The sequence below is a fragment of the Cytobacillus mangrovibacter genome, from assembly GCF_042865275.1.
Lineage (GTDB): Bacteria > Bacillota > Bacilli > Bacillales > Cytobacillaceae > Cytobacillus > Cytobacillus mangrovibacter.
This window is the reverse complement of sequence record NZ_JBIACJ010000001.1, coordinates 636,504-659,003: the sequence shown is the minus strand read 5'-3', so window position 1 is coordinate 659,003 and position 22,500 is coordinate 636,504. Positions and strand designations below refer to the sequence as shown.

Here is a 22,500-nt window from a genome sequence, read left to right as displayed (position 1 = left end):
TGATAAAAGGGGGAAAGTCTTATGGCAAAAAGAACGAAAAAAAATGATCCAGAGCAAAAAAATAAAAAAGGCTTTGATTCAGCCGTGTTGAATACAGAATTCGCACATGAGTTTGGAAGTGCTGCAGCAAATCAAATTCATCATGATAAAGCCAAAAAAGAAAAAGCATCAAAAAATAACGGGGAATATAAGGGATAAGAACAAATGCGTAAGCGCCTTGATCACTCCCGACAAGCACAAGACGAGCCTCTCGGAAAGGTGTTCTTTACCTTTCTGAGAGGATTGGTTTGTGACCTCGAGGTCGACAAAAACGCGACGTCCTGTCGCATTGTCGACACTAGTACGTCCTGTACGTCGGGGGTAGGCGCTGGAGCTGAACGCAGACAAACTTGTCGCAAAGTTATCCATAAAATTGAAATGTAAAATTTCCGTGATAAAAAAAGGTGAGCCATTTGCTCACCTTTTAGACTATTTCAAACTTATTTTATTTGATTTCGATAGAATACCTCTAATAACCATAATCCCAATCGACTTCATCTTCATGCCAGAATACTGGAGATACAGAACCAAAATCTATGAGTTTATTTTCAAGCTTGCAATTACAATGCTCACATCCACACTGTGCTTTAATTTCTTCAAATACAGAGTGTTCAACATTTTCAATTACAGTGACTTTGTCGTTTTCTTGGAAAAGGATAGCCGTGCCCTTCATCGGTTCATCGCCTCTTTATTAATAATATAATAAATTTATCTTTATAGCTTCATTGTATTCTGGAATAGCAGAGATGTCTATAACTATGTGAATATGTTCACACAATTATCATTTTCAATAACTAGCTGGGAATAGGTTTGAAAGATCTTCACGAAAACTTTTAAAATGTTTAAATCTTAGATAATTTTTCGTGATATAGTAATAGGTATAATTGATCACTATACAAAAAGGAAGTGCGAAATGGCAGTGGAGCATAAAAAAGGGATATTATTGGAAAGCGGAACAAATGAACTGGAAATTGTCGAATTCGGAATTGGGAGAAATAAATTTGGGATTAATGTCATTAAGGTGAAAGAAATTATTAATCCTGTTTCAGTTATTCAAGTTCCCCATGCTCATCAAAATGTTGAAGGAATTATTGAATTAAGAGGTGAAGTACTTCCAGTTGTCAATGTAGCAACTGCATTAGGATTTCCCCCTTCAGAAAATCCGCAGCAAGATAAATTTATTGTTGCTGAGTTTAATAAACAGAAGATTGTCTTTCATGTGCACAGCGTTACACAAATTCATCGGATTTCATGGGATCAAATCGAGAAGCCATCAGAAATGTATCAAGGACCTGAAAGCCAGATTATTGGTGTCATTAAGCTGAATGGTGAAATGATCTTACTGCTTGATTTTGAGAAGATTGTTGTTGAAATTAATCCAGAAACAGGTATTAATGTTCAACAAGTTCAAAAGCTTGGCAAACGTGAGCGTTCCAATAAACGATTAGTTGTTGCAGAGGATTCTCCTTTGCTGCGGAAATTGCTGCATGATACATTGACGGAAGCAGGATTTCAATATATTGAGTTTTTTGAGAATGGCCGTGATGCACTGAACTATTTAGAGAATCTCGTTCAATCAGGAAAGAAAATACCAGATGAAGTGCAGTTAATAATTACAGATATTGAAATGCCTCAGATGGATGGGCATCATTTGACGAAAAGGATTAAAGATAACTCAGAGTTATCTAAGATTCCAGTCATTATCTTTTCTTCTTTAATTACTGACGATCTTCGCCATAAAGGACAAATGGTCGGTGCAGATGCACAAGTAAGTAAACCAGAAATAGCTGAGCTAGTATTATTAATTGATCAAATAGCACTTTAGAAAATAACCGAAAGAAAAGCTAGGAAAGAATCATATCTTTCCTAGCTTTTCTTTGAATACAGCATTTGCTTCCATGCATTATTTCAGAAATAACTTTCTCCCAGTTTTTTGAACACTGGTTTTTCATATGGACGCTTGCTTTGTTTATGATAATCAGTGTGTTCCTCTAAACCTGTATAGGACATTAATAGTCTTTTTGCTTGGTTTAAGGGAAGGGTTGTTCGCGGATTTCGTACTGATTCATTTAATTTCCCTAAATGAGGCAATTGCTGAAAGTCAACCTTTGTTGGAGGCAAATGAAATGAATAATTACCACATTCAACGAGAACATCTGATTGCTGTTGGCTATATTTAGGATTTCCTGAGAAATGAAGCCCTACCTTTTTTGCTTTTCCTTCTTTTATCAGCTTTTGTAACGAATCTTGTTTAAGTTTATATAAAAATTTCGGGTTAGGCGCTGTTTTTGCATGGCGGTTAACGGTGAAGATTGCTTGGGAGAGGTTTTCTACCGTTGGATGCAGATGAGGAAGATCATTCCTTTCGGGTTTCAATATAAATAACTCCTTTCTTATACTACAGGGGTATATTAGTATTATACTCCTATTTAACTAGGAATGAAAATAGAAAAGTACGATTAACCAGATATTTTCTTTTGAATTGTAAATTTCCCCCTTTTCTTAAGTGAAACAGTAAAAATTGGTCTTATTGGAAACAGCTACTGTGTTTTTTGTCATTTTATATTATAATAAAAAAATGAATATAAATTTTGTAATTATAGTGAATTGTTTGTCGGTATGACATCTATATGTTTTTTGCAACAGTACATACATGGATAAATTCCACCTGAAATGGAATGAAATCAATAAGGATGATTTGATGAAAGAGATAAAGGAATTATTATCAAGCGAATTAAAAAATGAAAATATAATAAGCGATAAGATTGAAAGAATTATCTTTGATATTATCTTTAAGCATATAAAGGATTTAGTCTTTATTATGAGAGTGGAAGAGGGTCCGGTATTCCGTTACTTGTTTGCTAATGAACCTGGTTTAAAGCATGCCAGTTTAACGAATCATTTTATCGGAAAAACATTAAGTGAGGCTATTCCAGATGAGCGGGCTCATTCTATCCAACTAGAATATGAAAAAATTCTTGATAAGAAAGAAACGATGGTATACTCAGACGAAGTAAAGCTGCCTGATGGAAGTACGATGATCGGAGAATCCTTCCTAACCCCCATCCTAGATGGAGATAATCATGTTCGTTATGTCGTGTCTGTAACGAGAGACATTACAACTGCTTTATTAGAGAAAAAGCAGCTGATTAAAAGTGAACAAAAATATCGATCCATTGTAGACCATAATTTAGATGGGATTTTGTCTATTAACTTAAAAGGGCTCATTCTTGAAATGAATCCAGCAGGAAATAAATTGACGGGATATACTGAGAAGCAGCTGACAAATCGTTCTATTTTTGACTTGATTTCTGAGCAAGATATTGCTGATTTTCAGTCACTTTTTAATAAAACAAAGGATGGGTATCCATCAGAATCACTAGATATCCGATTCGTCCACAGGAAAGGTCATTATTTGACCATTCATTTAAAGACAGTTCCAATTGTTATCGATTCTGAAATAGAAGGTATTTATGTTATTATTAAGGACATTTCTGAACAGGCGAAGCATGCTGAAACAATTAAATATATGGCATTCCATGACCACCTAACCGGACTTTTTAATAGGAGAGCTCTGTTGGGAGATCTGGATGATCATATTGCTGAAGCCAAAATGAACGGAAACGAATTTGCTCTACTCTCTATTGATTTAGATCGTTTCAAATACTTAAATGATACATTAGGACATATTGTTGGTGATGAAATCTTAAAAAAGGTTGCAGAAAGACTGAGTGAATTTAAAGGTAAACATTGCTCGGTGTACCGGCAAGGTGGAGATGAATTTATTATTCTCTTGCTCAATGTGGATAGACGGAAAGCAAGTCAGTTTGCCCAAAGTATTTTGGCAAGATTTTCAAGCTCCTTCTATTTACATTCGAAGGAATACTATATTACTCCTAGCATTGGAGTAAGTATGTATCCTAATGATGGAAATAACGCTGAAACATTAATTAAAAATGCGGATGAAGCATTATTTCGGGTGAAAGAGAAGGGAAAAGCCCATTTTCAATTTTATCGTTCAGATATGAATTCGATTATTAATAATGTTGTTGAATTGGAAACCTATTTGCGGAAGGCAATTGAGAGAAACGAACTAACTTTATACTATCAGCCACAAGTCGATTTACTGACAATGAAAATAAAAAGCTATGAGGCTTTATTACGCTGGAAGAATCAAGAATTAGGTCATATTTCTCCTGCAGATTTTATTCCGCTTGCAGAGGACACAGGTTTAATCATCCCAATTGGAAATTGGGTGATTGAGACAGCGTGTAAGCAAATCAAGGAATGGGCTACAAAAGGGAAAACAGATTTCAAAATAGCGATTAATATCTCACCTAAACAATTTCAGCAGCACAGATTATTACTAATTATTCGTACTGCGATTGAAAAATATCGAATAGACCCTAAGCTATTGGAAATTGAAATAACAGAAGGGGCTATGCAAGATACGAAGGATACAGCGCCAATTCTATCTGGATTAAAGGAGCTTGGTGTTTCGATTTCAGTTGACGATTTTGGAACGGGCTATTCTTCTTTAAATTACCTAAAGCAATTTCCAATTGATGTGTTGAAAATTGATAAATCCTTTGTGAAAGATGTTCATTCAAATGAAAAGGATGCTGCGATAACGACAACGATCATCCATTTAGGAAGAAGTCTTGGAATGGAAGTCATTGCTGAAGGTGTGGAGAATGCGGAGCAAGAGAAATTTCTATTGAATGCAAACTGTCAAAAAGCTCAAGGCTTTTTATATTCTAAGCCGCTGCCTGCGGAGGAAATTGAAAAGAAGTTTATGAAATAGATGGAAAGCTAAATGTGAAAATATAAAAGGAAAAGTGGCTTAGAAGCTACTTTTCCTTTTATTATTTCTGTGAAAGTGTAAATACTGTTAATTCCGGCCTAGATAGAAAGCGAAAAGGCAAGCGGGTTGTACCAAGGCCTCTGTTCACATAGAGGGTTAATGGAGTGTTTCCAATCTTATAGAATCCCTCATGATAGTTGTCTGCAAAAGGAGGAGTGACAAGTGCCCCTACAAATGGAATTTTCACTTGGCCACCATGACTGTGTCCGCTAAGCTGCAGGTGAATATTGTATGTTGCTGCCTCATCTGCGAGATCGGGAGCGTGGGATAAAAGAATTTTATACGAATCTGCTGGTACACCATTTATTGCTGTTTCAATATTGGGTGTGCCGAGCATTGCATCATCGATTCCAATAACATAAATACGGCTACCGTCGATCAGTTTTATTTGCTGATGACTGTTGAGAAGCAATTGAAAACCGCCGTCTTCTATGATTGATTTATAAATATCTGTTCCGTAGCCTCCGTGATCATGATTTCCGTATACGGCAAACTTTCCAAAAGGTGCCTTCAACTCTTTTAATAAAGGGATAATTGTATTTGCCTCATGATATTGATTCGGGGCATCCATTAAATCACCAGTAAAAAAGATGATATCTGGATTATATTTATTTATTTTCTTAACAAGTGTCTTTAATTGATGGGAATCATATTGGAAGCCCAAATGGGTGTCGCTAAATTGAACGATTTTGAAATTATTGAAACTAGGGGGGATTGAAGGATTAACTATTTGATGATGATTGACATCCAATAGCTTCGGCTCTATTTCCCTTGCATAATAATAGCCCCCAGTGCCTAATCCAAAAATAGATAAAAAAGAGCCGATTGTTCTTTTCAAAAAGGTCCTTCTCGATACTTTTTTCGGCATATTCATAACCAACCTATCTATATAATTCATACCTTTTTATACTATCAAACTATGTTGTTAAAAAGAAGAGCGAAATTTATTAATAATTATTCGAAAATTCACTGTTTAATGGTAGAATAAAGAATGAATAATCATTCATTTTCAGGAGGGATTCATTTTGAACGGAAAAGTAGTTATTGTTACAGGCGGATCAAGCGGAATGGGCAAATATATGGCTAAGCGTTTTGCAGAGGCACAGGCATCGGTTGTAATAACTGGAAGAAATCTTGAACGTCTAGAAGAGGCAAAGAAAGAAATTGAAACATATCCAGGACAGGTTCTGACAGTACAAATGGATGTAAGGGAAATTGACCATGTGAAGCATATGGTGACAGAAACTTTAAATACATTTGGCAGAATCGACCATTTAATCAATAATGCGGCAGGGAATTTCATCTGTCCAGCCGAAAAGCTAAGTGCTAATGGCTGGAATTCTGTAATCAATATTGTTCTTAATGGAACTTTTTATTGCTCAAGTGAGGTGGGCAAGTATTGGATCGAAAATGGAATAAAAGGCAGTATGATAAATATGGTTGCAACCTATGCATGGGATGCTGGCCCAGGCGTGATTCATTCGGCAGCAGCTAAGGCAGGCGTATTATCAATGACCAGAACATTAGCTGTTGAATGGGGCAGAAAATATGGAATTAGGGTCAATGCGATTGCACCGGGGCCGATAGAACGAACAGGTGGGGCAGATAAACTATGGGAATCAGAAGAGGCTGCGAAAAGAACAATTACTAGTGTTCCGTTAGGCAGACTAGGCAAACCTGAGGAAATTGCAGAATTAGCCTTCTTCTTATTTTCTGACAATGCTACATATATGAATGGGGAATGTATTACAATGGATGGTGGACAGTGGTTAAATCAATACCCGTTTTAAGGATGAAAAAATGATAGAAGAGTTCATATTTCCTCTTCTGAGTTTTCTCACTATTCCAAAATAATTAGATCATGAAAAATAAACAGAAAAATTCACAAAATAGTAGTATACTTAAGCCGTGATGGAATGGAAAATATTCTATCATGGTTTTTTATTGTACTTGGAAATTGCGTATTCGATATAAATTTATTTGGAGGATGTTAAAGTGAGTACATACAGAATTGAAAAGGATTTCTTAGGCGAAAAACATGTACCAATTGAAGCGTACTATGGGATACAAACATTAAGGGCGGTAGAAAATTTCCCTATTACAGGATATAAATTAGACAAGGATTTAATTATTGCGATGGCCATTGTAAAAAAAGCGGCTGCACTAGCCAACGCTGATGTAGGAAGATTATATAAAGGTAAAGCAGAAGTGATTTGTCAGGCAGCAGATGAAATTATTACTGGCAAATGGCATGAGCATTTCATTGTTGATCCGATTCAAGGTGGAGCAGGGACTTCAATTAATATGAATACGAATGAAGTGATTGCCAATAGAAGCCTAGAACTATTAGGTAAAGAAAAAGGTGAGTATTTCCACCTTAATCCCAATATTGATGTAAATATGGCTCAATCAACAAATGATGCTTTCCCAACTGCCATTCATATTGCCGTGTACAGAGCTCTTGAATCTTTATTAATAACAATGAAAGAGATGAAAGATGTATTCCTAGCGAAGGCGAATGAATTCGATTCAGTAATTAAAATGGGAAGAACCCATTTGCAGGATGCAGTTCCGATTAGACTAGGGCAAGAATTTAAGGCCTATGCGAATGTAATAGGACGAGATATCAAAAGAATCGAAAGATCAAAAGAAAACCTATTAGAAGTAAATATGGGAGCAACTGCTGTTGGAACGGGTTTAAATGCTGATCCTATTTATATTGAAAAAGTCGTTCAGTACTTAGCAGATATTTCAGGAATCCCGGTTGTTCCGGCTGAGAATTTGGTTGATGCCACTCAAAATACAGATGCCTATGTAGAAGTTTCAGCAGCATTGAAAATCTGTATGGTTAATATGTCAAAGATTGCAAATGACCTTAGATTAATGGCATCTGGTCCAAGAGCAGGCTTATATGAAATCAATTTGCCAGCTCGCCAACCAGGCTCTTCTATCATGCCAGGAAAAGTAAACCCAGTCATGCCAGAAGTAATTAATCAAATTGCTTTCCAAGTAATTGGGAACGATCATACCATTTCACTAGCATCTGAAGCTGGTCAATTCGAATTAAACGTGATGGAACCTGTTTTATTATTTAATTTATTGCAGTCAATTTCTATTATGAACAATGGCTTCCGTGTATTTACTAATTTTTGCGTGGAAGGCATAACTGCAAATGTGGATCGTTTAAAAGAATATGTTGAGAAAAGTGTCGGGCTGCTAACAGCTGTAAATCCACATATTGGCTATAATGTTGCTTCAGAAATTGCTCGGGAATCCATTGTAAATGGAAAGTCAATCCGAGAACTTTGCTTATTGTATGATGTCTTAAGTGAAGAGGAGCTAGATTTAATCTTAGATCCTTATGAAATGACAAAGCCAGGAATTGCAGGTTCATCCTTGCTTGATAAATAAAATTTAAATAGATTATTGCTTAAAATTGCTTGCTGGCTATGTGGGTGCCGATTACTGATTCATTTTGGATCCTATTTCAAATGCGCACCCACTGCCCTTTCTTGTACACGAATGATCGTTAATAAAGAGATAGCCTTGGATAAGGCGGTTAATCCCTAGGAATATGTTATAATTATACATTATTCTTAAAGGAGGTTTATAAGCATGGATGCACTGGAAATCCTTACAGATTTGGATAATGTATTCCCTTATTTTCAACCGATATTCAGTGCGGACGAACATCGTATCGTAGGCTATGAAGTATTCGGAAGATATAGAGGAGAAGATGGGATAGTAAGTCTAGGACCATTTTTTCTTGATGAAGGCATTCCTGAAGAGTATCGCTTAGAAGTCGATCATATAGTTTTAAAGAAAGCATTGGACAAGTTTATTACAATCGAGGAAGATATCCTTTTGTTTGTAAACAAGGATGCAGATCTACTTATGTATGATAATGCGGAATCATTCCTTTCCTTATTGTTAGAATACCAAGATAAGGGAATAAAGCTTGATAGAATTGTATTAGAATCGACCGAACGTGTATATAAAGGAAATATGGAACATTTAGACCATCTGATGAATTATTTACGTACATATGGAATCAAAATTGCTATCGATAATATGGGGAATGAAAGAAGTCATTTGGATCGGATTGGCCAACTTGCTCCAAATATAATTAAAGTTGATTTGAATGAGCTGCGTTCAACTGCAACAGCTCATGTTCTTCATGATATTTTATATACTTTATCATTACTAGCACGAAAAATTGGTGCAACCTTACTTTTTAAAAATATCGAAATGGATTATCAATTGCAATTTGCTTGGAGGAATGGCGGTAGATACTATCAAGGCTATTATTTGCAAAATCCAGCAGAAGAGTTTGTTGATAGAGATATTATGAAAGTGAAGCTTAGGGAAAAGTGCCATCAATACATATCCTATGAAAAGAAAAAGCTAGAGACCATACATGAAGTTACAGAGAAGTTCAACGAAAAAATTAGCCAATTTCTGCAGCTGAAAAATCGCAAACAATTGGAGTATGAGGAATTAATCAAGGTACTATCCCAATTCCTGAATAATGTCGCCTTCCGTTTATATATTTGTGATGAGAATGGATTCCAGAAATCCTCCAATATATTCAAAGAAGATCATGTTTGGATTACCCAAAAGCAGTATTTACATAAGAATTGGAGCTGGCGGCCATATTTTTTAGAAAATATTATGAAAATGAGAAATGGAAAAAAGGGAATTCTTTCTGATTTGTACAGTGATATCGAAACAGGGGAGACTATTCGAACATTTTCATATCCGCTTCATTCGAATGATTACTTGTTTGTAGATTTATCCTATGATTATCTTTATGAACGTGAAGGGTTATTATAATCACACAAGAAAAAGGCTTCTAGAAGGGGCCTTTTTCTTATGCCTACTTCTTTATGTGTAAGATAATGGACGGTCTGAGTAATTGAACAAGACTTTTATATGAAGTAAGGTTTATGTGGAAATGCAGGGGGAATAAATGTCATATGGGGGAGATTTAGGACAACTTAGAGCTTTATCTGTCAAAAGATGCTGTTATTTTGCGAACGATACCACTCTATTGTCGATGCAATTATTGATAGAATAGAGACTATAGAAAAGTGGACAATGAAAGGGCGAGTGGAATGAACAAGCATAAACTTTCATACCTATCATGGTTTATCATTATTGGTTTACTGTTTCCGTCTTTGGTGAAGGCAGAATCTGATTTATCTGCTGCTGATGCTGTTTATCAATATTTGCAGTCAGCATTTCAAGCCCAAGTTTCATTAAGTGAAGAATATAGAAGCCTGCAAGAAATCAATGAAATTTTAACTCCTTATTTTACCGAGGATTACAATAAAGAGTTTTTGGATGAAAACCTATTCTTGGAAAATGGGAAATATATCACGTATGGTTCAGATTTCGCTTTTTACTTTATCCCTTTTTTTTCCTATACAGAGGAGACAAGAGTCGTTAGGTCTGAAGAAAATATATATGTATACGAATTTTTTCCTGAAACAGATGAGGGGCCGGTTTCCTATGAGAGCCATTATGAAGGGATAAGATTAGATAAGCTTGAAGGAGAATGGAAAATAGCAAGCTTTTTATATAATGAAATCCCTGAAGAGGTTATTCAACAATCAGAGAAAGCCCCTGTTGCTGTACCTAAGGAATCCCAAATGAGTTTTCGGCAGTTGGATCTAGTGAAGTCAACCATGCAAATAGGGTTGTTTCTGCATCCGTTAGAAACATTCTATAAATATGGAAGTGGACTATTAGCGAAACAAGCAGAGAGTAAATAGAATAGAAAAAGGAGCAAGCTTAAAGTGTAATTCCTACCTGAGCTTAGCTCCTTTTCTATTTATTCTTGAATATTTAATTCGCTTTTTAATTTCTCCAGATCAAAACCAGTAATAATTGTTTCACCAATTATAATTGTTGGTGTGGAGTAAGAATGATATTTTTGTGTTAACTCTCTTTTTGACTCATGATCGGTTTTAATATTTTTTTCTTCGAATGTGAAACCATTAGCCGTTAGAAATTTTTTGGTAATTTCACAAGGAGGGCATTCCGGCTGAGAGTATACAATTATTTTCTTCATAATTCGTCATTCCTTTCATCATAAATATGATAGGGAATTTAACGCAGAATTTCAACGAATATATTTTTTAAATACAATAGGTTGTGTAATTTAATAAGATTGATAAATAAGGTTGTTGATTGGAGCGGAAGGTGCGAGACTCCTGCGGGAGGAGTGGGACAGTTGAGACCCCGCAGGCGCTTTTGCGCCGAGGAGGCTCAACGCCCACCCCGCGGAAAGCGAGCAACCTGGAGCGGAAATCAACCTTTACTATGCTACGTTTAATTAGCAACGAAATTTGCGAAAATAGTCTTTTCTATTAAAGCAATTTAGAAAAAATATCGCTGTTTCATTAGATTTTACTTGTATAAATGCCTAACATTAATTTATGCTGTTAATATTGGTATGGGAAAAGATGAATGTCGAATATTCTGATTCAATTCTGTTAGGATAGAAACATGCCAAAAGAGAAACATAAACATATGAAATTTTTGTTTTTGTTTTTGTTGAAAGGAGAGAGAGCATGTCACAGCTTCAAGGTATATTAACTCGTTTGAAAAATCTTCAGGAACAATCAAAAGATGGCGAACCAATGCAACGTTTTTTTGAGGTGAATGGAGAAAGGAAATGTCAAGTAACATATCAGCCGAAAGGTGAAATGTTTGAATTGGAAGTTTACCATGATAAGGAAAAGCCAAAAAGGTATCAATTTGATAATATCGATATGATCACAATTGAGATATTTGATTTAATCCAATAAAGACAAAAAGTATAGGAGCCAATTTGGGCTCCTTTTTTATATGTAGGAATTTAACCAAGCAAGGTGACGATATAATAAGAGCAAGAAAAGGGAAATTGTGTTATACTAATTGTGAAATGAAAACATTTACTTGAGGAGTTTTCGATATGATTAGTCTTCACAGTGGGGAATACTTAGAAAGTAATATTCGGCAATTTATGATACCTTCTGAACGAGTTGCACATGTGCAAGTTGGCAATAATCTAGAACATGCCCTTTTAGTGTTAACCAAAAGCGGTTATACGGCTATCCCAGTACTGGATCCATTTTATAAACTACATGGCTTAATAAGCACCCCGATTATTATGGATTCGATTCTTGGCCTAGAAAGAATTGAATTTGAATTACTTGAAGAAAAACGAGTAGAAGAAGTGATGAACAAGAAAATTCCTAGATTGCTCATCAATGCATCTGTGCAGGATTCAATCGCTTTACTGATCGACAATCCTTTTTTATGTGTTGAAAATGAAGATGGTTATTTTGAAGGGATTTTTACTCGAAGAACTGTACTGAACGAGCTAAATAAACTTGCGCGTAAACTAAATAAACATTAATTATTATTATGCTCCCAGAAGTGGGAGCTTGATTTTTTTATAATAAAGGAAAAGGAGGGATAGAGAGATGTCATCATTAGCTGAATTTCACTTTCTCTCAGTATTAGCTCAGGAAATGAATATGAGAAAGGCAGCTGAGCGATTATTTGTCTCCCAGCCAGCCCTCTCTCAACGGCTCCAGACTATTGAAAAGGAATGGGGCGAGAGACTCTTTGTCCGCTCGCAAAAAGGGCTCTCTTTGACTCCTGCTGGCGAACTTGTTATTAAGTTTGTTAATGAAGTCATTACTAAAGAAGAAAAAGTTCGTGAATCAATTCATGCACTAAACGCTGAGGTATATGGTACCTTGAAAATTGCTGTTGCATCCATTGTTGGACAGAATTGGCTGCCACAAGTGCTAAAGAAGTTTGTCACTCGCTATCCTCAAGCAAAAATTTCACTAATTACTGGCTGGAGCAGTGAAATATTGAAATCTCTTTATGAAGATCAAGTACATATTGGTATTATACGTGGAACTCCTGATTGGAAGGGTGTGAAAAAGCATCTGTTTCAAGATAGTCTTTATCTTGTTGATACGGAGATTACAAGTACAGATCAGGTGCTTGAAACAGACCGCCCCTTTATTCAATTTAAAAGTGATTCAAACTATTATCAAGAAATTCAAGACTGGTGGCTTAGACATTTTAAAACAGCACCGAAACGTACGATTGTAGTTGATCAAATTGAGACATGTAAGCAAATGACATTTAATGGGATTGGTTATGCCATTCTACCAGCTATTACGTTAAATGGGGCTGAAAAAAACATTTTTAAAATCCCTTTGTTAGACGAAAATAACCTTCCATTAAAGCGAGATACATGGCTGCTTGGTTATGAATCAGCGTTTCAACTAAAGCAGGTTCAGGCATTTGTGGAATTGATTAAAGAGCATATAGACGAAGAAGAAGTACATTAGAGCAATGAGCAATTTGTTTTGTGCTACTGTCGAATTTTGATACACTAATTATGAAAGCAGAAAATGAGTGGACAAGTAATTATGAGTGCTGATTAATTTCTTATTATATTGGGTAAAACATGTAATGGGATTCTTTTGCAATAAATTACATAAAGTAGTTAATTAAATTAATTATAATTTAATATTGACTTAGATTGTTAAGAAGCCTATAATTATCATTGTGGTTTAATATTCAAGTGAGAAAATGGGTTGAAAATTCTCATTTACTAAGCTAATGGAGGGATTACATATGCCTGAACGTATGGTAGGTAAACAAGCACCACGTTTTGAAATGGATGCAGTATTACCAAATAAAGAATTTGGTAAAGTTAGTCTTGAAGAGAATATGAAAAATGACAAATGGACAGTACTTTTCTTCTATCCAATGGATTTCACTTTTGTATGTCCGACAGAAATTACTGCTCTATCTGATCGTTATGATGAATTCGAAGATCTTGATGCAGAAGTAATCGGCGTATCAACAGATACTATTCATACACATTTAGCTTGGATTAACACAGATCGTAAAGATAACGGCCTTGGCGATTTGAAATATCCACTTGCAGCAGATACAAACCATGTAGTAGCTCGTGATTACGGTGTGCTAATTGAAGAAGAGGGAATTGCTCTTCGTGGCTTGTACATCATCAGCCCTGAAGGTGAATTAATGTACTCAGTTGTTAACCACAACAATATTGGCCGTGATGTTGATGAGACATTACGTGTTCTTCAAGCACTACAAACTGGCGGACTTTGCCCAGCAAACTGGAAACCAGGTCAAAAAACTTTATAATTAATATAAGTAAATGCTTGAAAGGCCTAACGCTTGTTAGGTCTTTTCTTTCAGTGAACATAGGTAGTAATGATTGCTATATTAATACTTGGGGGGATTAACGATGAAATTACGTGCACCAATGCCTGAGCTTTTAGGCGCAACAGAATGGTTAAATGGAGAAGTAACAAAAGAACAGCTGGTTGGAGAAAAGCCAACACTTATACATTTTTGGTCTGTAAGCTGCCATCTTTGCAAAGAAGCAATGCCAAATGTGAATAAATTCCGTGATGATTACAAGGAGCAATTAAATGTAATTGCTGTTCATATGCCTCGTTCGGAGGATGATCTGAACATCGAGTTAATTAAAAAAGTAGCTGCTGAGCATGAAATTACACAGCCTATTTTTGTGGATAGCGAACACAAGCTGACTGACGCCTTTGAAAATCAGTATGTACCAGCTTATTATGTTTTTGATAAAGATGGAAACCTTCGCCACTTCCAAGCAGGTGGAGGCGGTATGAAAATGCTTGAAAAGCGGGTTAATCGAGTATTAGATGAAATGAATAAAGCTGAGTAATTAGCAGCTTAGGCAGCTAATTACTGCTAGCAAGATAATGAAGGGATCAAGCAAAGCTTGATCCCTTTTTTGTGTTATCTTATTTATAATTCTAAAAAGATAGAAAATTCAAAAAAAGGGTAGAAATATACTTCGAAAGCCGTTATATTTAATATTACGTTCTTTACATTTACTAATTATTCTAACTTCGTGAAAGGGGTAAATCGAGTTGGACATATTTAAAAAATTAAAAAGCTACTATTGGCCATACAAAAACTATTTCTTGTGGTCGATTGGCTTCTTAGCAATTGTAACAGCGATAACAGTTGTTTATCCGATGATTCTTCAGATTACGATTGATGATGTTGTACTTGGCGGGAAGTACGAATGGATCCCTTATCTTGCATTAGGATTTATAGGAATAATGATAATTAAAGGTGTAGCAACCTATATTTATCAATATACTGGAGACTTATTTGGAATATCATCGATTTATCAGCTTAGAAATGCATTATATGAGAAACTTCAATTCTTGCCTTTTCGCTATTATGATAATGCGAAGACAGGGGATTTAATGTCTCGGCTTACGGCTGATGTTGAAGGGTTTCGTTTTTTCCTATCAGTTGGCTTTTCAGAGCTTATCCGATTTGTCCTACTAATTGGGGTCAGTGTTGCTGCAATGTTTTATTACTCCGTGTCATTGACCATTATTACACTAATCACATTGCCTTTTCTTGCTGTTGTAACCTTTAAATTTGATAAGGCTGTACATCCTGCATTCCGTAATATTCGAAAATCCTTTGGACGATTAAATACAAAAGTTCAGGAGAATATAAGCGGCATCAATACGGTTAAATCATTATCAAGGGAAGATTATGAGATCAATAAATTCAATGATTCAAACGGTGAGTACAAAGAAAAGTATCTGTTTACAGCAGATATTTGGGCAAAGTATTTTCCTTTGATGGAGTTTTTGGGGAATTTAAGTGTTGCCTTTTTATTAGCATATGGCGGCTATCTTGTGATGAGCGGGAATTTAAATCCAGGTGAGCTTGTAGCTTTTTATAGTTTGCTTTGGTATATTATGTGACCGATTATGAATCTAGGCTTTGTTGTCAATTTATTCTCACAGGCAAAGGCTTCTGGGGAAAGATTATTGGAGATTCTGGATGCTGATAATGTGATTGAAGATAAACCTGCTGCAATTGATGCAGTCCGATTAAAGGGGGCTGTGGAGTTTAGAGGGGTCACTCATAGCTATACAGAGGAGGACAAGGATGCGCTGTACGATATTTCCTTTCAAGCACATCCTGGCAAGGTGATCGGATTAATTGGGGCTACTGGGTCTGGAAAGACAAGTTTAACTCAGCTGTTGACAAGATTCTATGAGCCTTGTACTGGAGAAGTATTAATTGATGGGATCAATGTGAAAGAGTATTCCTTGCAATCCTTAAGAAGCAATATTAGCTTTGTTCTTCAGGAATCATTCTTATTTTCCTCATCTATTAAAGCTAATATTTCCTTTGGGAAGCCAGATGCAACGATTGAAGAAATAATGGATGCTGCGAAAAGGGCTCAGGCGCATGAATTTATTATGGAACTTCCAAATGGGTATGATACGATGCTTGGCGAAAGAGGGATGGGGCTTTCGGGCGGTCAGAAGCAGCGGATTGCCATTGCAAGGGCTATTTGCAGTAACCCGAGCATTCTTATTTTAGATGATGCAACAAGCGCGGTTGATATGGAGACAGAGTTTCAAATTCAAAAGGCATTGAAAGAGGTTATGGAGGGAAGAACAACCTTTATTATCGCACACCGGATTTCTTCCCTAAAACATGCAGATGAGATCCTTGTCCTTGAAAATGGGCATGTAGTCGAAAGAGGCACTCATGAGCAGTTATTAGGTCAAAATGGTCCATATCAGCGTATTTATGATATTCAATTTCAAGATTTAGAAAAGGTTATAGGGGCCCAGATCAGTTAGGAGGTGGAAGGATGAAGAAAAAGAATCAGCAGGATGAAAAAGTATTAGCAAGATTTCAATATTCGGAAGATGAGGTCATAGAAAAGCCGTTTAACTGGAAGCAGATGTTAAGATTATTCGGTTATATGAAGCCCTACCGCAACAGATTGCTGCCATTAGCGATATTAATGGTTTTGTTTAATACAGGCGTTAAATTGGCTATTCCGATTCTAATTGGTAAGTATACAATTGATAAGGCGTTAATTAATCATGATGTTCAGCTTCTAACTATTTTAGTTGCTGTGATTGCTGGGCTCTATATTATTTCTTATATAGCCAACTATTTTCGAATTAAATGGATGAATATACTTGGCCAGAGTGTCATTTATGATTTGCGCAAGCACTTATTTACCCATGTGCAAACATTATCACATCGCTTTTTTGATCAGCGTTCAGCAGGCTCTATTTTAGTTCGGATTATGAATGATATTAATTCCCTTCAAGAGCTGTTTACTAATGGAGTAATTAATTTATTGATGGATATTATTTTGCTTCTGGGTGTATTTATCATTCTATTCACCTTAAGCCCAGAGCTAACCTTCGCTGTTATGCTTATTTTGCCGATCATGTTCTTTATATCTACTTCATTGCGGCGGAAAATTAGGAGATCCTGGCAAACAGTTCGATTAAAACAATCTAAGCTTAATTCTCATTTGAATGAAAGTATTCAAGGAATCAGGATTACTCAATCCTTTACTCAAGAAAAAGAAAATATGGCTTTTTTCGATGGGGTCAATACGGAAACTTTTGAAAGCTGGAGAGTAGCTTCTCAAAAAAATGCCATGTTCAGACCACTAGTTGAATTAACAAATGCACTAGGTACAGCCGTATTAATATGGTATGGGGCTCATTTAATTCAAGGTCAAGCTATTTCAATCGGTGTATTTGTTTCCTTTGCTTTTTATTTAGGAATGTTTTGGGAACCTATTTCTCGGCTTGGAATGGTCTACAACCAGTTGTTGATGGGAATGGCTTCATCAGAAAGAATTTTTGAATTTTTGGATGAGAGACCCAATGTAGATGAGAAAGAGAATGCGATGCTGCTTTCTCATATTAAAGGTGATATTAAGTTCGAAGATGCTGTATTTTCTTATGATAATAAGCGTCCAGCTCTAAATGGGATAAATCTAGAAATGAGAGCTGGGCAGACAGTAGCTTTAGTTGGTCATACTGGATCTGGGAAAACGACGATTGCCAATTTAATTAATCGTTTCTATGACCCTACAGCTGGAAAAGTGAAAATTGATGGATATGACTTGAGAGATGTGACTTTATTCAGTTTGCGTAAGCAAATAAGTATCGTATTACAGGATACGTTTATCTTTTCTGGAACAATCAAAGATAATATTCGGTTTGGAAGGCCGGATGCAACGGATGAAGAGGTGATGGAAGCGGCTAAAGCTGTTGGTGCTCACCAGTTTATTGAAAACTTGTCAAATGGATATGATACAGAGGTGGAAGAGCGAGGAAATATTCTATCAGTTGGTGAAAGGCAGCTCCTGTCGTTTGCAAGAGCATTGCTTGCGGATCCGCGCATATTAATTCTTGATGAGGCAACAGCAAGCATAGATACAGAAACCGAGGTGAAAATCCAAAGGGCATTAAAGACCCTTTTGCATGGGCGAACAGCTATCATTATAGCTCATCGATTATCTACTATTCGTGAAGCAGACAACATAATAGTTCTTGACCATGGAAGGATAAAGGAGCAAGGGAATCATCATCAGTTAATGGATCTACAAGGAGAGTATTATCATCTTGTAAAAGCACAATTTAATATGATGAATGTAGGCTAATGAAGCGCCAGGAGAATGAAGTCTTGAAATGTGTTAGAATAGATCAGGAGTATATTGTCATTTTGCTGGAGGAATAATTGTGAGAAAAGAATTTGCTGTAATTGGACTTGGGCGTTTTGGAGGCAGTATTTGCCGTGCGCTAGCAGAAGAGGGCATGGAAGTAATGGCAATTGATAATAATGAAGACCGGGTCAATGAGTTTTCAATGATTGCTACCCATGCCGTTGTTGGGGATACGACGGATGAATCTGTTGTAAAAAGTTTAGGTATACGAAATTTTGACCACGTAATTGTGGCAATCGGTGATAATATTCAAGCGAGCATCTTAACAACTTTAATATTAAAGGAATTAGGCGTAAACAAAATAACAGTTAAAGCACAAAATGACTACCATGAAAAAGTATTAAGGAAAATTGGTGCAGATCATGTTGTTCATCCCGAACGTGATATGGGGAGAAGAATTGCGCATAATATTGTTTCTAATAATGTCCTTGACTATCTTGAGCTATCTGAAGAGCATAGTATTGTAGAAATTGTTGCCAATCAGAAGCTTGCAGGATACTCATTAATTGATTTAGATATTCGGGCAAAATACGGAATAAATATTGTGGCGATTAAGAGAAAGAATGAAATTATCGTTTCTCCTAAAGCCGATGAAGGAATTCAGGTTAATGATATTCTCATTGTCATTGGGGCGGATATTGATATTAACAGATTTGAGAAAAAAGTAATGAGCTAATAAGAAAAGCTGTATTTCAATGAGAATTGAAATACAGCTTTTCTTTATTTCATCAAACTTCCATGATTATTGGTAAAATCATTGGACGGCGTTTTGTTTTTTCATATAAGAATGGTGCGAGTGTATCCGTAATTTCATTCTTAATTTCTGACCATTGGGTTGTTTTGCGTTCCATTACTTTATTTAAATGCTTTGTGATTAGTGATTGAGCGTCATTAATTAAATCCCCAGATTCTCTCATATAGACAAAACCGCGTGAGATAAGATCAGGACCTGCTGAGATTTTGAAATCCTTCATATTGATGCTGACTACTACCACGACTAAACCTTCTTCAGAAAGAATACGGCGATCTCTTAATACGATGTTTCCGATATCACCAATTCCACTTCCATCAATATAAACAGATCCAGAAGGAATCTTGCCAGCCACTTGGGCAGCATCTTCGCTTAATGCAAGCACTTCACCATTATCCATAATGAAGCAGTTCTCTTCTTCTACACCACAATCAATTGCTAATTTAGAATGCATTTTTTGCATTCTGTATTCTCCATGAATAGGCATAAAGAATTTTGGTTTAATTAATCGAAGCATTAATTTCTGCTCTTCTTGACCACCATGACCTGAAGTATGAATATTGCTTAATTTCCCATAAACTACTTCAGCACCTGCACGAGACAGACTATCAATCGTTCTACTCACACTAATAGTATTTCCTGGGATTGGAGAGGATGAAAACACAACTGTGTCACCAGGTATAATTTGGATTTGGCGATGAGTTCCATTGGCAATGCGAGATAATGCGGCCATTGGTTCCCCTTGACTGCCTGTACATAAAATGGTTACTTGATTTGCAGGCAAGCGATTAATCTGCTGCGCATCAATAAACGTATCTTTCGGTGCATTAATATAACCGAGTTCTTGTCCGATATTAATGGCTGCCTCCATGCTTCGTCCGAAAACAGCAATTTTTCTGCCGTGCATTACAGCAGATTCAACTACTTGCTGAAGTCTGTGAATATTCGATGCAAAAGTAGCGAAGATAACACGTCCTTCTACTTTTCTAAAGATATCATGAATACTTTCTCCAACTCGGCGCTCTGACATTGTAAATTCAGGAATCTCACTGTTTGTACTGTCAGATAATAAGCAAAGGACACCTTCTTTACCGATTTCAGCCATCTTAGTTAAATTTGCTGGCTCCCCAACTGGTGTAAAGTCAAATTTAAAGTCTCCAGTATGAACTACTTGTCCTGGAGGAGTTTTTACAACAATTCCATAAGAGTCAGGAATGCTATGTGTTGTTCGGAAGAATGTAACAGATGTCTTTCTGAATTTAATGACATCATCTTCGTGAATTTCATGCATGGTAGTTTGTCGAAGCAACCCATGCTCTTCTAATTTATTTCTTAGTAATCCAAGTGCAAGCTTCCCGCCGTAGATCGGAATATTCACTTCTCTAAGTAAATAGGGGATTCCGCCAATATGGTCTTCATGACCATGTGTGATAAAAAGTCCTTTAATTTTATCTTCATTTTTAACAAGGTAAGTATAATCAGGGATTACATAATCAATTCCAAGTAGTTCGTCATCTGGGAATTTGATTCCGGCATCGATCAGGATGATTTCATCCTGGAATTGAACGGCATACGTGTTTTTCCCGATTTCCCCAAGTCCTCCCAGGGCAAAAACGGCTGTTTGGTCATTTTTAACAAATTTCATAATTTATCCTATCTCCAATACTTTATAGTCTTCATTTTGTTGTTCAAATTCTAAAAAGGGTCCTTCAAGAACGGTAACGAACTCGATATTATAAGGTTCGTCTTTTAATTTAAGCCGTACATCCTTTTCTGAATCTCCTTCAACAAAGATTGTTCTTGTTTTCTCACGAACAGGTACTTGCTTAATTGATTCTTGGAAATAAACTTTGAATATCATTTAAAATCTCTCCTATTCCGATATAACTTTTTCTATTATATAAAAAATGAACATGATTTTCATGTTTTTTCTTATTTAAGATAAATTAACCAATACTTTAACCTTATAAGTATGAATGAAAATGCTTAATTTTACAATACTATCTGCTGTTAAGTTTTTCTAATAAGGAAGGAGCCCTTCGTAAAAGTTGAAGGGCTCAAAGGAATTTAAGCAATTGTTTTTTTTCGAAGCATGTCTCTCCACTGTTTTAAAAGCTTCTTTCTTAGCTTCTTTAACATGGTGGAATCATCTCCTTATATACTATTTTATACCATCCTTGTCCAATGTAAAGGGAATCAAGGGTGTTTTTAGCCCTAATAACGATCAAAAAATCCTTTTTATTTTTATTATATGAAGATATAAGCGTATCTCTCGTGGATAATTATGGTTTATTTTTTACAACTTCGGAAAAATTCGTGGGAGGAGGGCTCTTAATATAATTTTGAATGGGTGTTAATTGACAATTTCACTTTAAGGGTTTAGTGTTTGAATGATGGAAAGCAACAGAAGGGAAATAAACGAAAGGAAGGATAATAAAATGAAAAAAATTGCTTTTTTTGATATAGATGGAACGTTATTGGACCGCAACAAGCGCTTGCCAGCTTCAACTATAAAGGCATTAGAACAATTGAAGAAAAATAATGTATTTGTTGCGATTGCAACTGGCCGGGCACCATTTATGTTTGAAACATTGCGCAAGGAACTGGATATTGATTCATTTGTTAGTTTTAATGGTCAATATGTAGTTTTTGAGAATGAAGTTATTTATAAAAACCCGCTGGAAACAAAAGAAATAGATGCGTTATTTCATTTTTCAAGGGAAAAGAAACATCCAATGGTATTCTTGGATGATAAAGTAATGAAGGCATCAGTTACTGAGCATGAGTATATTGATACTAGTATTAGCAGCTTGAAATTTCCTTATCCAGATGTTGATCCTGAATATTACAAGGGACGGGATATTTATCAATCATTAATCTTCTGTGAGGAGGAATTTGACGAAGCGTACAATATGAATTTCCCTAACTCGCGTTTTATACGCTGGCATCGTTATTCAACGGATGTTTTGCCTGCTGGAGGCTCAAAAGCTGAGGGAATCAAACGAATGATAGAGCGTCTTGGATTTGAGATGAGTGATGTATATGCTTTCGGAGATGGCTTGAATGATATTGAAATGCTGCAAACAGTTGGTACAGGCATAGCAATGGGGAATGCATCAGAGCAAGTGAAGAGCGCTGCGGATGTAACGACCACCTCGGTAGAAGAGGACGGAATATGGAATGCTTTGAAGAAATTGGACTTAATATAACATGGAAGACAAAGACCCCTAAACC

General features: G+C 36.0%; 21 protein-coding genes and 1 pseudogene. 16 read left to right on the top strand and 6 right to left on the bottom strand.

The genetic code is table 11. From position 1 onward, the window contains the following. Positions 1–21 precede the first annotated feature (21 nt). Positions 22–198, top strand: a complete 177-nt coding sequence (locus ACFYKT_RS03270) for a hypothetical protein (RefSeq protein WP_389215332.1) — start codon at positions 22–24, stop codon at positions 196–198. A gap of 310 nt (positions 199–508) precedes the next feature. Here ACFYKT_RS03270 and ACFYKT_RS03265 read toward each other — a convergent pair whose 3' ends face one another. Continuing rightward, complete coding sequence (locus ACFYKT_RS03265) at positions 509–712, bottom strand: hypothetical protein (protein ID WP_389215329.1); 204 nt, start codon at positions 710–712, stop codon at positions 509–511. 246 nt (positions 713–958) lie between these two features. Between ACFYKT_RS03265 and ACFYKT_RS03260 the strand changes: the two genes are divergently transcribed. Beyond that, positions 959–1,864: a chemotaxis protein gene (locus ACFYKT_RS03260; protein ID WP_389215422.1), complete on the top strand. Its 906-nt coding sequence runs from the start codon at positions 959–961 to the stop codon at positions 1,862–1,864. Positions 1,865–1,947: 83 nt separating this feature from the next. Here the strand turns inward: ACFYKT_RS03260 and ACFYKT_RS03255 are convergent, their stop codons facing one another. Then, positions 1,948–2,415: a YkyB family protein gene (locus tag ACFYKT_RS03255; RefSeq protein ID WP_389215326.1), complete on the bottom strand. Its 468-nt coding sequence runs from the start codon at positions 2,413–2,415 to the stop codon at positions 1,948–1,950. A gap of 325 nt (positions 2,416–2,740) precedes the next feature. Between ACFYKT_RS03255 and ACFYKT_RS03250 the strand changes: the two genes are divergently transcribed. Beyond that, complete coding sequence (locus ACFYKT_RS03250; protein ID WP_389215324.1) at positions 2,741–4,843, top strand: EAL domain-containing protein; 2,103 nt, start codon at positions 2,741–2,743, stop codon at positions 4,841–4,843. Positions 4,844–4,904: 61 nt separating this feature from the next. On the opposite strand, the gene ACFYKT_RS03245 is transcribed toward ACFYKT_RS03250, so the two are convergent. Further along, complete coding sequence (locus ACFYKT_RS03245) at positions 4,905–5,771, bottom strand: metallophosphoesterase (protein WP_389215321.1); 867 nt, start codon at positions 5,769–5,771, stop codon at positions 4,905–4,907. 157 nt (positions 5,772–5,928) lie between these two features. Between ACFYKT_RS03245 and fadH the strand changes: the two genes are divergently transcribed. From fadH to ACFYKT_RS03225, 4 genes are all read left to right on the top strand, one after another. Further along, complete coding sequence (fadH, locus tag ACFYKT_RS03240; RefSeq protein WP_389215319.1) at positions 5,929–6,693, top strand: 2,4-dienoyl-CoA reductase; 765 nt, start codon at positions 5,929–5,931, stop codon at positions 6,691–6,693. Positions 6,694–6,898: 205 nt separating this feature from the next. Then, positions 6,899–8,314 carry an aspartate ammonia-lyase gene (gene aspA, locus ACFYKT_RS03235; protein ID WP_389215316.1) on the top strand — a complete coding sequence of 472 codons (1,416 nt, stop codon included), beginning with the start codon at positions 6,899–6,901 and terminating at the stop codon, positions 8,312–8,314. Between the two features lie 204 nt (positions 8,315–8,518). Further along, positions 8,519–9,736: an EAL domain-containing protein gene (locus ACFYKT_RS03230; RefSeq protein WP_389215313.1), complete on the top strand. Its 1,218-nt coding sequence runs from the start codon at positions 8,519–8,521 to the stop codon at positions 9,734–9,736. A 281-nt stretch (positions 9,737–10,017) separates the two neighbouring features. Next, complete coding sequence (locus tag ACFYKT_RS03225; protein ID WP_389215311.1) at positions 10,018–10,677, top strand: DUF3993 domain-containing protein; 660 nt, start codon at positions 10,018–10,020, stop codon at positions 10,675–10,677. A gap of 59 nt (positions 10,678–10,736) precedes the next feature. Here the strand turns inward: ACFYKT_RS03225 and ACFYKT_RS03220 are convergent, their stop codons facing one another. Continuing rightward, a complete protein-coding gene (locus tag ACFYKT_RS03220; protein ID WP_389215308.1) occupies positions 10,737–10,976 on the bottom strand; it encodes a glutaredoxin family protein in 240 nt (79 codons plus the stop codon). Positions 10,977–11,478: 502 nt separating this feature from the next. Between ACFYKT_RS03220 and ACFYKT_RS03215 the strand changes: the two genes are divergently transcribed. The 8 genes and pseudogenes from ACFYKT_RS03215 (at position 11,479) to ACFYKT_RS03180 (ending at position 19,191) form a co-directional block, all read left to right on the top strand. Continuing rightward, complete coding sequence (locus ACFYKT_RS03215) at positions 11,479–11,715, top strand: YkuJ family protein (RefSeq protein WP_389215305.1); 237 nt, start codon at positions 11,479–11,481, stop codon at positions 11,713–11,715. Positions 11,716–11,861: 146 nt separating this feature from the next. Continuing rightward, positions 11,862–12,308: a cyclic-di-AMP-binding protein CbpB gene (gene cbpB / locus ACFYKT_RS03210; RefSeq protein WP_389215302.1), complete on the top strand. Its 447-nt coding sequence runs from the start codon at positions 11,862–11,864 to the stop codon at positions 12,306–12,308. A gap of 67 nt (positions 12,309–12,375) precedes the next feature. After that, positions 12,376–13,263: a LysR family transcriptional regulator gene (locus ACFYKT_RS03205; RefSeq protein WP_389215299.1), complete on the top strand. Its 888-nt coding sequence runs from the start codon at positions 12,376–12,378 to the stop codon at positions 13,261–13,263. 289 nt (positions 13,264–13,552) lie between these two features. Beyond that, complete coding sequence (locus ACFYKT_RS03200) at positions 13,553–14,095, top strand: peroxiredoxin (protein ID WP_389215296.1); 543 nt, start codon at positions 13,553–13,555, stop codon at positions 14,093–14,095. Between the two features lie 103 nt (positions 14,096–14,198). Beyond that, the gene (locus ACFYKT_RS03195) at positions 14,199–14,654 is read left to right on the top strand and encodes a TlpA family protein disulfide reductase (RefSeq protein WP_389215293.1); all 456 of its coding nucleotides are present in this window, start codon (positions 14,199–14,201) and stop codon (positions 14,652–14,654) included. A gap of 208 nt (positions 14,655–14,862) precedes the next feature. Then, positions 14,863–16,617: pseudogene (locus ACFYKT_RS03190) on the top strand (ABC transporter ATP-binding protein). Positions 16,618–16,628: 11 nt separating this feature from the next. Further along, a complete protein-coding gene (locus tag ACFYKT_RS03185; protein WP_389215289.1) occupies positions 16,629–18,452 on the top strand; it encodes an ABC transporter ATP-binding protein in 1,824 nt (607 codons plus the stop codon). Between the two features lie 79 nt (positions 18,453–18,531). After that, entirely contained in the window at positions 18,532–19,191 is a 660-nt protein-coding gene (locus tag ACFYKT_RS03180; RefSeq protein ID WP_389215286.1) for a potassium channel family protein, read from the top strand. A gap of 52 nt (positions 19,192–19,243) precedes the next feature. On the opposite strand, the gene rnjA is transcribed toward ACFYKT_RS03180, so the two are convergent. Next, positions 19,244–20,911 carry a ribonuclease J1 gene (gene rnjA, locus ACFYKT_RS03175; protein WP_389215283.1) on the bottom strand — a complete coding sequence of 556 codons (1,668 nt, stop codon included), beginning with the start codon at positions 20,909–20,911 and terminating at the stop codon, positions 19,244–19,246. A 3-nt stretch (positions 20,912–20,914) separates the two neighbouring features. After that, positions 20,915–21,127: a DNA-dependent RNA polymerase subunit epsilon gene (locus ACFYKT_RS03170; protein ID WP_389215281.1), complete on the bottom strand. Its 213-nt coding sequence runs from the start codon at positions 21,125–21,127 to the stop codon at positions 20,915–20,917. Positions 21,128–21,704: 577 nt separating this feature from the next. On the opposite strand from ACFYKT_RS03170, the gene ACFYKT_RS03165 reads away from it, so the two are divergent. Further along, a complete protein-coding gene (locus tag ACFYKT_RS03165) occupies positions 21,705–22,475 on the top strand; it encodes a Cof-type HAD-IIB family hydrolase (protein WP_389215278.1) in 771 nt (256 codons plus the stop codon). Positions 22,476–22,500 lie beyond the last annotated feature (25 nt).